The sequence below is a fragment of the Schinkia azotoformans genome, assembly GCF_035811335.1.
Lineage (GTDB): Bacteria > Bacillota > Bacilli > Bacillales > Bacillaceae_J > Schinkia > Schinkia azotoformans.
Genome location: NZ_JARSMD010000027.1, coordinates 23,101 through 38,015, shown reverse-complemented (window position 1 = coordinate 38,015; position 14,915 = coordinate 23,101). Strand labels below are relative to the sequence as shown.

Annotated in this window: 12 protein-coding genes and 1 other annotated feature (1 of these 13 running past the window's edge); of the genes, 11 read left to right on the top strand and 1 reads right to left on the bottom strand. The window is 38.0% G+C overall.

Going from position 1 to position 14,915, the window contains the following annotated elements; translation table 11 throughout:
* The first annotated feature begins 113 nt into the window (after nt 1-113).
* From dnaN to P9E47_RS16875, 7 genes are all read left to right on the top strand, one after another.
* Nucleotides 114-1,253: a DNA polymerase III subunit beta gene (gene dnaN / locus P9E47_RS16905; RefSeq protein WP_003329769.1), complete on the top strand. Its 1,140-nt coding sequence runs from the start codon at nt 114-116 to the stop codon at nt 1,251-1,253.
* Between the two features lie 164 nt (nt 1,254-1,417).
* Nucleotides 1,418-1,636 (top strand): S4 domain-containing protein YaaA, encoded by a 219-nt coding sequence (gene yaaA / locus P9E47_RS16900; protein WP_003329770.1) that lies wholly within the window; start codon nt 1,418-1,420, stop codon nt 1,634-1,636.
* The gene (gene recF, locus P9E47_RS16895) at nt 1,623-2,738 is read left to right on the top strand and encodes a DNA replication/repair protein RecF (RefSeq protein ID WP_003329771.1); all 1,116 of its coding nucleotides are present in this window, start codon (nt 1,623-1,625) and stop codon (nt 2,736-2,738) included. The genes yaaA and recF overlap by 14 nt, the downstream gene beginning before the upstream one ends.
* A 26-nt stretch (nt 2,739-2,764) precedes the next feature.
* Nucleotides 2,765-3,028, top strand: a complete 264-nt coding sequence (gene remB, locus P9E47_RS16890) for an extracellular matrix regulator RemB (protein ID WP_003329773.1) — start codon at nt 2,765-2,767, stop codon at nt 3,026-3,028.
* 32 nt (nt 3,029-3,060) lie between these two features.
* Nucleotides 3,061-4,986 (top strand): DNA topoisomerase (ATP-hydrolyzing) subunit B, encoded by a 1,926-nt coding sequence (gene gyrB, locus P9E47_RS16885; protein ID WP_326157577.1) that lies wholly within the window; start codon nt 3,061-3,063, stop codon nt 4,984-4,986.
* A gap of 18 nt (nt 4,987-5,004) precedes the next feature.
* Complete coding sequence (gyrA, locus tag P9E47_RS16880) at nt 5,005-7,521, top strand: DNA gyrase subunit A (RefSeq protein ID WP_003329775.1); 2,517 nt, start codon at nt 5,005-5,007, stop codon at nt 7,519-7,521.
* Nucleotides 7,522-7,574: 53 nt separating this feature from the next.
* Nucleotides 7,575-8,660: an HD-GYP domain-containing protein gene (locus P9E47_RS16875; RefSeq protein ID WP_003329776.1), complete on the top strand. Its 1,086-nt coding sequence runs from the start codon at nt 7,575-7,577 to the stop codon at nt 8,658-8,660.
* Between the two features lie 191 nt (nt 8,661-8,851).
* Here P9E47_RS16875 and P9E47_RS16870 read toward each other — a convergent pair whose 3' ends face one another.
* Nucleotides 8,852-9,838 (bottom strand): YaaC family protein, encoded by a 987-nt coding sequence (locus tag P9E47_RS16870; protein ID WP_326164101.1) that lies wholly within the window; start codon nt 9,836-9,838, stop codon nt 8,852-8,854.
* 135 nt (nt 9,839-9,973) lie between these two features.
* Between P9E47_RS16870 and guaB the strand changes: the two genes are divergently transcribed.
* From guaB to pdxT, 4 genes are all read left to right on the top strand, one after another.
* Nucleotides 9,974-11,437 carry an IMP dehydrogenase gene (gene guaB / locus P9E47_RS16865; RefSeq protein WP_003329778.1) on the top strand — a complete coding sequence of 488 codons (1,464 nt, stop codon included), beginning with the start codon at nt 9,974-9,976 and terminating at the stop codon, nt 11,435-11,437.
* A gap of 171 nt (nt 11,438-11,608) precedes the next feature.
* Nucleotides 11,609-12,973 (top strand): D-alanyl-D-alanine carboxypeptidase family protein, encoded by a 1,365-nt coding sequence (locus P9E47_RS16860; protein ID WP_326164099.1) that lies wholly within the window; start codon nt 11,609-11,611, stop codon nt 12,971-12,973.
* A gap of 218 nt (nt 12,974-13,191) precedes the next feature.
* Nucleotides 13,192-14,079, top strand: a complete 888-nt coding sequence (gene pdxS, locus P9E47_RS16855; protein ID WP_003329780.1) for a pyridoxal 5'-phosphate synthase lyase subunit PdxS — start codon at nt 13,192-13,194, stop codon at nt 14,077-14,079.
* Nucleotides 14,080-14,272: 193 nt separating this feature from the next.
* Nucleotides 14,273-14,863, top strand: a complete 591-nt coding sequence (gene pdxT / locus P9E47_RS16850) for a pyridoxal 5'-phosphate synthase glutaminase subunit PdxT (RefSeq protein WP_003329781.1) — start codon at nt 14,273-14,275, stop codon at nt 14,861-14,863.
* Between the two features lie 37 nt (nt 14,864-14,900).
* Nucleotides 14,901-14,915: a binding site (T-box leader), on the top strand (it continues 231 nt past the right edge of the window).

The following is a 14,915-nucleotide window of genomic DNA, read 5'->3' as shown; positions in this document are numbered from 1 at the left end:
ACTTATCCACAAATCCACAAGCCCTACTATTATTATTACTATATTTTTATTTCTTAAAATAATAATATATGCCAGCCAGTTTGAAAAAATAACAAATAGGAGGCATTTAAAAAATGCAATTTTCCATTCAACAAAATAAATTAGTAGATGCTGTTAACGATGTAATGAAAGCTGTATCATCAAGAACAACAATTCCAATTTTGACGGGAATTAAAATATCGGCTACTCATGATGGCGTAACCTTAACAGGAAGTGATTCAGATATTTCAATTGAGAGCTTTATTCCAGCTGAGGAAGAAGGTAATCAACATGTGGATATCCAAAGAACAGGAAGCATTGTTCTGCAGGCTAAATTTTTCAGTGAGATTGTAAAAAAATTACCGAAGGAAACTGTGGATATCGAGGTTCAAGATAATTTTTCCACTAAAATTGTTTCTGGAAGTGCTGAATTTAATTTAATTGGATTGGACCCTGAAGAATATCCACAGTTGCCGCAAATCTCCGATCATCATGCTTTTCAAATGCCAATCGACCTGCTAAAACAAATGACACGCCAAACCGTTTTTGCAGTGTCAACATCTGAAACAAGACCAGTTTTAACAGGTGTAAACTGGCGAATTGAAGATCGAGAATTAATTTGCGTAGCAACGGACAGCCATCGTCTGGCCATGAGAAAGGCTCCAATTGAGAGCGGGGAAATATCCAATATTACAAGTGTAGTTATTCCAGGAAAAAGCTTAAATGAATTAAATAAGATTTTAGAAGATACAAATGATCTAATCGATATTGTCATTACTGATAATCAAATATTGTTCAAAACAAAGTATTTATTATTTTTTTCACGATTATTAGAAGGCAATTATCCTGATACATCAAGACTGATCCCAACTGATTATAAGACCGAAGTTATCATTACGGCCAAGGATTTTCTGCAAGCAATCGATCGTGCCTCCTTACTAGCAAAAGAAGGACGAAACAATGTAGTTAAGTTAACGACATTTGATAACAACAGTGTCCAAATTTCGACAACATTGCCTGAGGTTGGTAAAGTAGAGGAAGATGTAAATTGTGAATCGCTCATTGGAGAAGAATTAAAAATTTCTTTTAGTGCTAAATATATGATGGATGCTTTGAAGGCTTTGGATAGCACGGATATTAAAATAAGTTTTACAGGGGCTATGCGTCCGTTTTTAATTCGACCTTTAGATAATGATTCAATTCTTCAGCTTATCCTACCAGTAAGAACATACTAAAAGCGGAAGAGCTGGATAAAGAAGCACCAACTTTTATTTGAAAGCTGAACGGGAAATAAATTCAATAGTTCCTGTTTTAGCTTTCTTTTATATTTATCCAACATTTAGTAAAATGAAACTAACAGCAAAAAATGTGATCGAATACAAAATTGAGGTGAGAAATGATGGCTACTGAAGTTACCATTTCAACGGAATATATCACGTTAGGTCAATTTCTAAAATTGGCTGGAATCATTGATACCGGTGGTGCCGTTAAATGGTTTTTAAGTGAACATGAAGTTTTCGTCAATGGTGAACCTGAAAATCGAAGAGGCAAAAAGCTGATACACAATGATGAAGTATCTGTTAAAGGGATTGGGGCTTTTAAAATTGTTTTTAACTGAACTATCATTAACAAACTACAGAAACTATAAGAAAACCAGGCTTTCTTTTGAAAATAAAGTAAATGTAATCCTTGGTGAGAATGCACAAGGGAAAACAAATTTGATGGAAAGTATATATGTGTTAGCGATTGCAAAGTCTCATCGGACGTCAAGAGATAAAGAACTTATCAAATGGGATGAAGAGTATGCTAAAATAGAAGGAAGAGTGCAAAAAAGAATGTCCGCTCTTTCACTTGAACTTGTAATATCAAATAAAGGCAAAAAAGCAAAGGTAAATTCGTTAGAACAAAAAAAATTAAGCAGCTATATTGGTTCATTAAATGTCGTGATGTTCGCACCTGAGGATTTAAATCTTGTCAAAGGAAGTCCTCAGGTTCGTCGACGTTTTATAGACATTGAGATCGGGCAAGTTATGCCAGTCTATATGCATGATTTAAATCAGTATCATCATATTTTGCAACAGCGGAATCATTTACTAAAACAATATAATCGCTCCCCTGAGAAAAATAAGGTTATGCTCGAAATATTGACAACCCAGCTTGTCGAAATTGCGGTAAAAATAACGAATCGTAGAATTCACTTTTTACATTTGCTGCAAAATTGGGCTGAACCCATCCATAAGGGCATCTCAAGAGGTCTAGAAACGCTGAAAATTCAGTATAATCCTTCTGTTGATGTATCAGAGGATATAGAGTTGTCAAAAATGGTAGAAGTATATTATGAAAAATTTTCAAAAATTAAAGAAAAAGAAATTGACAGAGGGATTACATTGGCTGGTCCGCATCGCGATGACATGCAGTTTTTTGTAAATGATAAGGATGTTCAAGTGTATGGCTCTCAAGGACAGCAGCGAACAACGGCTTTATCAATAAAATTGGCGGAAATTGAATTAATTAAATCAGAGGTTGGAGAATACCCGATTCTACTTTTAGATGATGTACTTTCGGAACTTGATGACTATAGACAATCACATTTACTAAATACCATTCAAGGCAAAGTTCAAACATTCGTTACAACGACAAGTGTGGAAGGAATTGATCATGAAACATTAAAAAAGGCTGCAAAATTTTATGTAACAGCAGGTGGCGTTGAAAATTCCTAAACTTTGAGCGAGGAGTGGATAAGTGTTTGTTTCTGCATTTAGGTGAGGATATTGTTCTACAAACAAAAGAAATCGTGGCTATTATTGATTCGAATTTAGCCGAAGAATCGGAAATTTTAAAGGAATTTATCGATGTGAATAACAAAAAAAATAATATTGTTCACATCTCAGATGGAACGGTTAAATCTATTGTTGTAACTGAAAATAAGGTTTATTTTTCACCGTTAACAGCCGTCACATTAAAAAGACGGTCCCAATATATCTATGAGTTGGAAATGGTAAGCGAATAAAGGTAAACAAAGTGAAGGTGGTTTTAGTGGCCATGGAAGAAAAACAAACAGTAGTAGAAACAAGCTATGATGCTAATCAGATACAGGTTCTTGAGGGTCTAGAGGCTGTAAGAAAGCGCCCAGGAATGTACATTGGATCTACTAGTGGAAAAGGTCTTCATCATCTCGTTTGGGAAATTGTTGATAATAGTATTGATGAGGCATTAGCCGGCTATTGTACGGAGATCAAGGTAACAATTGAAGCGGACAATAGTATTACGGTAACAGATAACGGGCGTGGGATTCCTGTCGGTATTCAGGAGAAGATGGGACGTCCGGCGGTTGAAGTAATCATGACTGTCCTTCATGCCGGCGGTAAGTTTGGCGGTGGCGGCTATAAAGTGTCTGGTGGTCTGCATGGCGTTGGTGCATCTGTAGTTAACGCTTTATCGACTGAACTAGAGGTTTTTGTTCACCTTGATGGTAAGATTCATTATATAAAATTTGAGCGCGGCGCTGTTGTCGAAGAGTTAAAAGTTATTGGGGAAACTGATAAAACTGGAACGATCGTCCATTTTAGTCCTGACCCTGAAATTTTCCAGGAAACAACCGTATATGAGTACGACATATTAGCGACTCGTCTTCGTGAACTGGCTTTCTTAAATCGCGGTTTAAATTTAATCATTGAAGATAAGCGTCCGGAAGGAAAAACGCAGCATTGGTGCTATGAAGGCGGTATTATTTCCTATGTTGAACATTTAAACCGTTCTCGTGAAGTTATTCATGAAGAGCCTGTCTATGTCATGGGTGAAAAAGATGGGATTACTGCCGAGGTGGCCCTTCAGTACAATGACAGTTATGTTAGTAATATATATTCTTTTGCAAATAATATTCATACATATGAGGGCGGAACCCATGAGGTTGGTTTCAAAACAGCTTTAACACGTGTTATTAATGACTATGCAAGAAAAAGCGGTATGTTTAAAGAAAATGACCCCAATTTAACCGGGGACGATGTTCGTGAAGGGTTGACAACGATTATATCCGTTAAACATCCTGACCCACAATTCGAGGGCCAGACAAAGACAAAGCTTGGGAATAGTGAAGTTAGAGCGATTGTTGATTCTGTATTCTCAGAGCAATTAGATAAATTTTTAATGGAGAATCCTTCAGTAGGTAAAAAAATTGTCGAAAAAGGATTAATGGCTTCAAGGGCAAGAATTGCTGCTAAAAAGGCGAGAGAATTGACACGCCGTAAAGGTGCCCTGGAAATATCAAGTCTACCTGGAAAACTGGCTGACTGTTCATCCAAAGACGCTTCTATTAGTGAATTATATATCGTTGAGGGTGACTCTGCGGGTGGTTCAGCTAAATCAGGAAGGGATCGCCATTTCCAAGCCATCCTTCCATTACGCGGTAAAATCCTTAACGTAGAAAAAGCACGTTTAGATAGAATTTTATCAAATAATGAGATTCGTACGATTATTACAGCACTTGGAACTGGAATAGGCGAAGATTTTGATATTTCAAAGGCAAGATATCACAAGATTGTCATTATGACCGACGCGGATGTTGACGGAGCACATATTCGTACACTGCTGTTAACATTCTTCTATCGCTTTATGAAGCCAATCATCGAAAATGGCTATATTTATATTGCTCAACCACCTTTATATAAGGTGCAGCAAGGGAAAAAGGTGATATATGCTTATAATGACCGTGAGTTAGAAGCGGTTTTAGCCGAATTACCTGATAACCCTAAACCAAGTTTACAACGCTATAAAGGTCTTGGGGAGATGAATCCAGAACAGTTATGGGAAACGACAATGGACCCGGAAGTTCGGACATTGCTTCAAGTACAGCTTCAGGATGCAATGGAAGCAGATGAAGTATTTGAAATCTTAATGGGGGATCAAGTAGAGCCACGACGTGAATTTATCCAAGAAAATGCCCGTTATGTTAAAAATCTAGATATATAGAGAGGAGGGGCTTAAGATATGCAGGAAGAACGTCAACAAATACAAGAAATAAATTTAAGCACTGAAATGAAGACATCCTTTTTAGACTATGCCATGAGTGTTATCGTATCTCGTGCTTTACCTGATGTAAGGGATGGCCTGAAGCCAGTGCATCGAAGAATCTTATTTGCGATGAATGAGTTGGGGAATACAGCGGATAAGGCACATAAAAAATCTGCCCGTATCGTTGGTGATGTAATCGGTAAATATCATCCACACGGTGATTCTGCCGTATATGAAGCAATGGTTCGGATGGCTCAAGATTTTAACTTTCGCTATATGTTAGTGGATGGTCACGGAAACTTCGGATCCGTGGACGGAGACCCAGCAGCTGCGATGCGTTATACAGAAGCACGGATGTCTAAGTTGGCAATGGAAATGTTGCGCGATATCAACAAAGATACGATTGACTATCAAGATAACTATGATGGATCGGAAAAGGAGCCAGTCGTATTACCTGCAAGATTTCCAAACCTTTTAGTAAATGGAGCTTCAGGTATTGCCGTAGGGATGGCCACTAATATTCCCCCGCATCATTTAGGGGAAGTCATTGACGGAGTTTTAGCAGTCAGCCGTAATCGTGACATTACCATTGCTGAATTGATGGAAATTGTACCTGGACCTGACTTTCCAACAGCTGGACAAATATTAGGCCGCAGTGGTATACGCCGGGCCTATGAGACAGGAAGAGGGTCCATTACCCTCCGTGCTAAATCATTTATTGAGGAAAAGGCAAACGGAAGACAAACAATTATCATCAATGAAATACCTTACCAGGTTAATAAAGCAAAGCTGATTGAAAAAATAGCGGAGCTTGTGCACGACAAAAAAATTGAGGGAATATCAGATCTCCGTGATGAATCAGACCGTAATGGTATGAGAATCGTGATTGAGGTTAAGCGGGATGCAAATGCTAATGTCCTTTTAAATAACTTATTTAAACTAACGGCATTGCAATCTAGCTTTGGTATCAATATGCTTGCCCTTGTCGACGGTCATCCAAAGGTATTGAACTTAAAACAAATGTTAAGCCATTACCTTGATCATCAGATTGTGATCATTCGCCGCAGAACTGAATTTGAACTGCGCAAGGCTGAAGCCCGTGCTCACATTTTAGAAGGTTTAAGAATCGCTCTAGACCATATAGATGAAATTATTTCCTTAATTCGCGCCTCGCAAACAACGGATATTGCGAGACAAGGATTGATGGAGAGATTTAATTTATCTGAAAAGCAAGCACAAGCAATTTTAGATATGCGCTTGCAGCGTCTAACAGGTTTAGAACGTGAGAAAATTGAAGAAGAGTATCAGGAACTGATCAAACTCATTGCAGAATTAAAAGCAATATTAGCGGATGAAGAAAAGGTTCTTGATATTATTCGCGAAGAATTAACTGAAATTAAAGAGCGCTTTTACGATAAACGCCGCACTGAAATTATTTCCGGCAGCTTTGGCGAGATTGAAGACGAGGATTTAATCCCAGAGCAAAGCATCGTTATTTCGCTTACCCACAAAGGTTATATTAAGAGATTGCCGGCTGATACTTACAGAAGCCAAAGAAGAGGTGGTCGTGGGGTACAAGGAATGGGCACCAATGAAGATGACTTTGTTGAACATTTACTTTCTACTTCAACCCACAATACGATTCTTTTCTTTAGCAATAAAGGAAAGGTGTATCGCCTAAAAGGCTATGAAATTCCTGAATTCAGCCGAACAGCAAAAGGAATTCCAATCATTAATTTATTGGAAATTGAGAAAGATGAATGGATCAACGCTGTGATTCCGGTTGAGGAATTTTTAGACGACTGGTACTTGTTCTTTGCAACGAAGCAAGGTGTTGTCAAGCGTTCATCATTATCTTCATTTGCCAATATTCGAAAAGGTGGTTTAATTGCCCTTCATTTAAGGGAAGGTGACGAGGTTATCTCAGTCGGACTAACTGACGGCCAACGAGAGATTATGATTGGTACTAAGAATGGGATGTTAATTCGCTTTAATGAGACCGATGTTCGTTCAATGAGCCGGTTGGCGACTGGTGTAAAAGGAATCAATCTAAATGAAGATGATCATGTCATCGGTATGGAAATCATTGAAGGAAAAGAAGATGTATTAGTTGTAACGCGTCATGGCTACGGTAAACGTACACCTTTAAGTGAATACCGTATGCAAAGCCGCGGTGGAAAAGGTATTAAGACTTGTAATATTACTGAAAAAAATGGACCATTATCGGCGATTAAAGCAGTTACAGGTGAAGAGGATTTAATGCTCATCACCGAAAGCGGCATCGTAATTCGGATGGCTGTAGATACAATTTCAATTACCGGACGTAATACACAGGGTGTTAAACTAATGCGTCTTGATGAAAATGAGGTTGTTTCTACTGTTGCAAAAGTTGACCGTGAAGAAGAGGAAGAAGAGCAACCGGAGAATGAAGTGGCGGTTGAAGAAACAAATGAAGAAGCGCCAGAGGATTCAGAACCGGATCAAAATGAATAAGTAACACAAAGTCTATGACACTTTTGGAAATTAGTTAAGGGGGAGAGACATTTATGAAAGTCCAGACTAGTCAATTAATAGAAGGCTGTATATTATCTGCAGATGTCTTTTCACTAACTAATTTTCCGATTGTTTCACAGAAAACAGTCTTATCAAAAAAAACAATAGAAATACTTAATGCCTTTTTAATAAAAGAAGTTGCGGTAGAGCCTACTCTTGTTACTGGTGAGCCATTTAATCCTGCTTGGATTGAAGATGGGAATCAATTCAAAAAGGAAGAATCTACAATAGTCCAACATAGCTTTACGGAGAAGTATCTAAAGGCTGTCCAAGGCTATAAAAAACTGTTTCAAAGTTGGCAGTCAGGTATGGTCATTGATATGCCAGCTGTAAGGACATTAGTAGTACCGATTATTGAGGGAGCAATTGAAAATCCACGGGAATTATTTACTCTTCACCATTATTCAACGATGGAGGACTACCTATATCATCATGCTATTTCAGTTGCAGCAATGTCAGCTGTATTGGCTAGTGTGCTTAACTTCTCAAAAGGAGATTATATTCAGATTGGTATTGCGGGTGCTATGTGTGATTGCGGTATGGCCAAAATTCCAATGAAAATCATGAATAAAAAGGGACCATTGACAAGAGAGGAATTTGAAGAAGTCAAAAAACACCCAGTCTATAGCTACATCCTTTTAAAGGATATTAAACTTCTCAGAGATGAAGTGAAAAAGGCTGTCTATCAGCATCATGAACGAATTGATGGAAGCGGCTACCCTAATGGTGTTCATTCAGATTATTTACACCCTTATGAAAGAATTATTTCTGTTGCCGATGTCTATCATGCCATGACGTCAGAAAGAAATTACCGCAGTAAGCAATCTCCATTTAAAGTATTAGAATCAATATTGCAGGATCAGTTCGGCAAATTTGATATGAAGGTTGTCCAAACTTTAACTAAAATAATGACGAACTTTTCTTCCGGGACAAAGGTCCGATTATCGAATAATAAAATTGGAGAAATTGTTTTTATTGAGCAAAAATCCCCAACAAGGCCAATGGTCAGATTAGATGAATCAGGGGAGATCATCCAGCTTGTTAATCAGCGAGATCTTTTTATCGAAGAAATACTATAACCTTATTCAGCAAAAAGCGTGCTGAGTAAAGTTAAGCCTCCGGCGGATGTCTCAGATTTTCAAAGGTAATTTTTCGAGCAAGCTCGAAAAAATCTGGGCGCAAATACTCCAAGGCGCATTTGATTAATTGGGAAGGGTCTGTCCAAAAGTGCTGCTCTAAAGCATTTTCATGGGCAATCCCTTCCTTTTACTTAAATTTTTGTTTTTTGCAAGTATTGATTAATAAGATACGGAACTTTTACAGCAGTAACACTTAAGAATTGCTCAATAAATGGGTAATCCAAGCTGTCGAAGCCATGTAATAGCTCACTCCACCATTCAGTCTCATACCTGCTAATCATACTTAAATTATAAAGCAGCAAATAATGTGTTAAGATCTCTGGAAAAAACAAAAACTGCTCTTTGTCGGTGGGGATATGTAATGTATTTTCAAAGCAATCAAATTGGAGCGGCGAACAGTCATTAGGATTTATTGGGCCATTCGCTCGCAATTCAATATAGTTTGGTTGTTTGCAACCCGCGCCCGCCTTGTTGATTATTTGGTAATCAAAAGACAATATTTCTTTTAAAAAATGATCAAAGCGGTCAACCGTCATATGCAAATCATCTAATATGCAAGCAGGTATGATAAAAGTTTGGTCATCTAGGCATGCTATTTTATAGTTTTGTTGCTTCTCTAAGCTAACTTGAAAAAGGTAATCTAATTCAGGAATCCGCCCTAATAGAAAGTCCATAGTGTATTTTTCCGAATCTAGATGGTGTTTCACATGGAACATTTTGACGGCAACATGTGAGAACAAACCATTTTTTTGGGCCTTTACTTCATCCTTTAGAAAGTCATAGTTTCTTTTTTTTCTTTTACGTGTTGTCACACCATGTGCTAAAACAGTGGAGGATTCAGGGTATTCCGGGTCAACTGTCAGTAGACAAGCTTTAAGCAACTGAACCATTCCGTAAAACAATAAAATGGGCTTGATTGACAAAGGAGCTTGTTTAGAAAGCTCATAATAGCTTTTTCCATGATCTAGATAATAAATAAATGGATAGCAGTTTTCGAAGCTCTTCTTTTCGGAATCATCGACACCGTTATGTTGGTAGCTATGTAAAAGGTATCTCTGTACATTGATTGAGGAATGATAAATTGCGAATGATTTCCAAACGGAATCCCAAGAGCCCATACTGATTTTGCCTCCAATTAAAACTTATTATAAAAATATTGTCGAGATCATTGTCGTTCCTTGACAGTATTGTGTCCAATTGTTAAGCTACTAATAATATTTTTCAGAAATTTATGCGAGGGAGAAGATTTTACCATGTGGGAAAGTAAGTTTAGTAAGGAAGGATTAACATTTGACGATGTGTTGTTAGTTCCGGCTCATTCTAATGTTTTACCAAAAGATGTTAAAGTAAAGACCGTTCTTTCAGAGACATTAAAGCTCAATATTCCATTAATTAGCGCCGGTATGGATACTGTTACAGAAGCAGACATGGCTATTGCAATGGCAAGACAAGGTGGCCTTGGTATTATCCATAAAAACATGTCAGTTGAACAACAAGCTGAGCAGGTAGACAAGGTAAAACGTTCTGAAAGTGGCGTTATTACAAATCCATTCTTTTTAACACCAGAACATCAAGTGTTCGATGCAGAACATTTAATGAGCAAATATCGGATTTCTGGTGTTCCTATCGTTAATAATGAAAACGACCTTAAATTAGTTGGTATTCTAACTAACCGTGACCTTCGCTTTATTCAAGATTACTCAATCAAAATTTATGATGTGATGACAAAAGAAAACTTAGTTACTGCCCCAGTTGGGACAACTTTAGTACAGGCAGAAAAGATTCTCCAACAATATAAAATTGAGAAATTACCTTTAGTTGATAATGAAGGTACATTAAAAGGATTAATCACAATTAAAGATATTGAAAAAGTCATTGAATTTCCTAATTCCGCAAAAGACAGTCAGGGAAGATTGTTGGTTGGAGCAGCAGTTGGTGCAACGGTTGATGCCTTGATTCGCGTTGAAGCATTAGTGAATGCTGGCGTCGATGTAATTGTGATCGATACAGCACACGGACATTCTGAAGGTGTTCTAAAAAGAGTTCGCGAAATTAGAGATGCCTATCCAAATTTAAATATTATTGCAGGTAATGTTGCTACAGGTGAAGGTACGAAGGCGTTAATCGAAGCTGGTGTTAATATTGTTAAAGTTGGTATTGGACCAGGTTCTATTTGTACTACTCGTGTAGTTGCTGGTGTTGGCGTACCGCAAATTACAGCTGTTTATGATTGTGCTACGGAAGCAAGAAAGTATGGTGTTCCAATTATCGCGGACGGCGGTATTAAGTATTCAGGGGATATTGTAAAGGCGATTGCAGCAGGTGCAAATGCTGTTATGCTTGGAAGTATTTTTGCTGGTACAACTGAAAGCCCTGGTGAAACGGAAATTTTCCAAGGCCGTCGTTTTAAAGTATATCGCGGCATGGGTTCTGTTGGAGCTATGGAAAGAGGAAGTAAGGACCGTTATTTCCAAGAAGAAAATCAAAAGTTCGTTCCAGAGGGAATTGAAGGACGTGTTCCATATAAAGGGCCACTAGCCGATATGGTCTATCAATTAGTTGGCGGACTTCGTTCAGGAATGGGATATTGTGGTGCTGAAGACCTTGAGTATTTGCGTGAAAATGGACAATTTATTCGTATGACTGGCGCCGGCTTGCGCGAAAGCCATCCGCATGATGTCCAAATTACAAAAGAATCACCAAATTATTCTGTGTAATTTTCATACACTTGTAAAATTTTAACAACTGTTCTTTTTAAAACAGAGGAGGTTTTCCTCTGTTTTTTTTATGTTAAATTTGATAGAATAGCCGTTGGGATTAAAAAGTAAAATAACCATTGAAGGTAGATCTCTATAGATGGTTTTGAGAAATTATTGGAGGGATTTGAATTGAAAAAACATATAAGGAACAAAGGTTTCCTTTATAGTTTGCTTACACTACTGTTATTTACTACTTTATTTGCAAATTTCCCTACTAAAGCGAGTGCTGTCGAGCTTGGTCTGGAAGCGGAAGCAGCGATCTTAGTTGATGCAAATTCGGGGAAAATCTTATATGAGTTAAACCCAGATATGACTTTACCTCCTGCCAGTATGTCAAAAATGATGACAGAGTATTTATTGCTAGAGGCAATTCACAACAAACAAGTAAGCTGGGACCAGGAAGTATCCATTACTGACTATGTATACAAAATCTCTCAAAATACAAAGCTATCAAATGTTCCGTTAAGAAAGGACATTAAATATACAGTAAGAGAGCTTTACGAATCAATGGCAATCTACTCTGCCAATGGTTCAACAATTGCATTAGCTGAAACAATTGCCGGCTCTGAGACAAATTTCATTAAAATGATGAACGATAAAGCTCAAGCATTAGGGATGGAGGATGCTAAATTCGTCAATTCAACGGGTTTAAATAATCAAGACCTATTAGGCATGCATCCCAAGGGTACTGGTGAAACAGAAGAAAATATGATGTCACCACGATCTGTAGCAATCTTGGCTTACTCCTTACTTAAAGATTATCCTGAGGTTTTGGAAACTGCGAGCATTCCTTTTAAAAAATTCACAAAAGGAATTGATGGCGAAGGAATTAGCATGTTGAACTGGAATGCTATGCTCCCTAATATTCCTGGATATTTACAGCAATTCGCGTACCAAGGTGTAGACGGACTTAAGACAGGTTCTACATCTCTTGCAGGCTATTGCTTCACAGGAACAGCAGAGCGTAATGGAATGAGACTTATAAGTGTTGTCATGAAGACCAATTCGCAATATAAACGTTTTGAAGAAACTAAAAAACTATTTGATTATGGATTTAGTAACTTTGTAGAAAAAGAACTTTTCCCTGCAAACTATCAAGTCAAAAAGCATGATGTCCTAAAGGTTGAAAAGGGAAAACAAAAAGAGGTTCAAATTGCTAGTAAAGAAGCTTTAAAAACTGTAATTAAAACAAATGAAGAAGAGCTATATGAACCAAAGTTAGTATTAGACAAAAAGGCCCTTACGAAAAAAGGCACATTAGTCGCTCCCGCAGAAAAAGGGCAAAAGGTTGGCTACTTAACCTATGAATATAAAGGTGAAAATAACTATGGCTACCTATTAAAAAATGGTGCTGCTAGTGAAAAGGTAGCTATCGTTACACAAACAGGTGTTGAAAAAGCAAATTGGTTCTCATTAACAATGCGGGCGATCGGTGGCTTCTTCGCTGATATTTGGTCAAGTGTAGCCGGTGGTATCGCAGGTTTATTTTCATAATAATACGAAGTAAAAAACAGTAAAATCCATAAAGTCTACGATGGAATATTCGAGTATTCCTAGTAGAATTTATGGATTTTTTATTTTTTTATAAATAAAAATAGGAATTTTCGATATTTTAGGTTAAAATATTTGATAGGCCTTTATTTGTACATGATGATAGTATAAAAAAGATAAAGATAAAGAATGAATACATACATTTAGGAGGAGTTTTTAAAATGTCACAGAATATTGGAACAGAAAGAGTAAAACGTGGAATGGCTGAAATGCAAAAGGGCGGCGTTATTATGGACGTTGTCAATGCAGAGCAGGCTAAAATTGCAGAAGCTGCTGGTGCGGTCGCAGTAATGGCACTTGAGCGTGTACCTGCAGATATTCGTGCAGCTGGTGGAGTTGCTCGTATGGCTGATCCAACAATCGTAGAAGAAGTTATGAACGCTGTGTCAATCCCTGTTATGGCAAAAGCTCGTATTGGTCATATTGTTGAAGCACGCGTTTTAGAAGCAATGGGAGTAGACTACATTGATGAAAGTGAAGTATTAACTCCTGCTGATGAAGTGTATCACATTAATAAGCGTGAATACACAGTTCCATTTGTTTGCGGATGCCGTGATTTAGGCGAAGCATTACGCCGCATTGGTGAAGGTGCTTCTATGTTACGTACTAAAGGTGAACCAGGAACAGGTAATATTGTTGAAGCTGTTCGTCATATGCGTATGGTTCAATCACAAATTCGTCAAGTTGCTGCAATGTCAGAAGATGAGTTAATGACATTCGCTAAAAATATCCAAGCTCCATTTGAGCTAGTTCTTCAAATTAAGCGCGAAGGCAAACTTCCAGTTGTTAACTTTGCTGCTGGCGGTGTTGCAACACCTGCCGATGCTGCATTAATGATGCAATTAGGAGCAGACGGAGTATTCGTTGGTTCAGGTATCTTCAAATCTGACAGCCCTGAAAAGTTTGCTCGTGCAATCGTTGAAGCAACAACTCATTATGAAGACTACAAATTAATTGCTGAGCTTTCAAAAGGCTTAGGAACAGCGATGAAGGGTATTGAAATTTCATCATTACAACCTAGCGAGCGCATGCAAGAGCGTGGCTGGTAATTAGAAAAGCGCAAGCGCCTTGCTTAGCGCCGTACAAACTGGAGGGGCTTCGACTGAGATAAAGGAAACACGGCGAGCGTAGAGAGCCGATGTTGACTTATCGTAGGGAGGAGACCTGAAGTTTGCTAGGCGCTAGGCGCTGGAGCTGGACAATGAAAAACGCAGGCAGATAGAGTAAAAAGGAGAATGTTACATGGTTAAAGTGGGTGTTTTGGCTCTACAAGGGGCTGTAAGAGAACATATTCGCGCCCTTGAAGCAGCAGGTGCAGAAGCAGTTGCCGTTAAAAGGGTTGAACAATTACAAGACATCGACGGTCTTATATTCCCTGGTGGTGAAAGCACGACCATGAGACGTTTAATTGATAAATATGGTTTTTTTGAACCGCTTAAAGAATTTGGAAAAAGCGGCAAGCCGATTTTTGGTACTTGTGCAGGTTTAATCTTGATGGCAAGCAAGCTTGCTGGCGGGGAAAATGCACATTTAGGGTTAATTGACATGACCGTTGAACGTAATGCTTTCGGGCGTCAGGTAGATAGCTTTGAAGCAAGCCTGATGATTACAGATGTCGCCGATGACTTCGTAGGTGTATTCATTCGTGCACCAAGAATACTTGAAGTTGGCAACGATGTTGAAATCATTTGCAAGCATAACGATAAAATTGTTGCAGTTAAACAAGGCAATTTTTTAGCATGTTCATTCCATCCAGAATTAACGGATGATCACCGTATGGCTGAATACTTTGTTAAAATGGTTGAAGGTGCAAAAGAAAAATTAGCTGTATAACAGAAGACTTTTTGTGGTAAAATATAGTTATAAATACGTTATAGTGTTGACG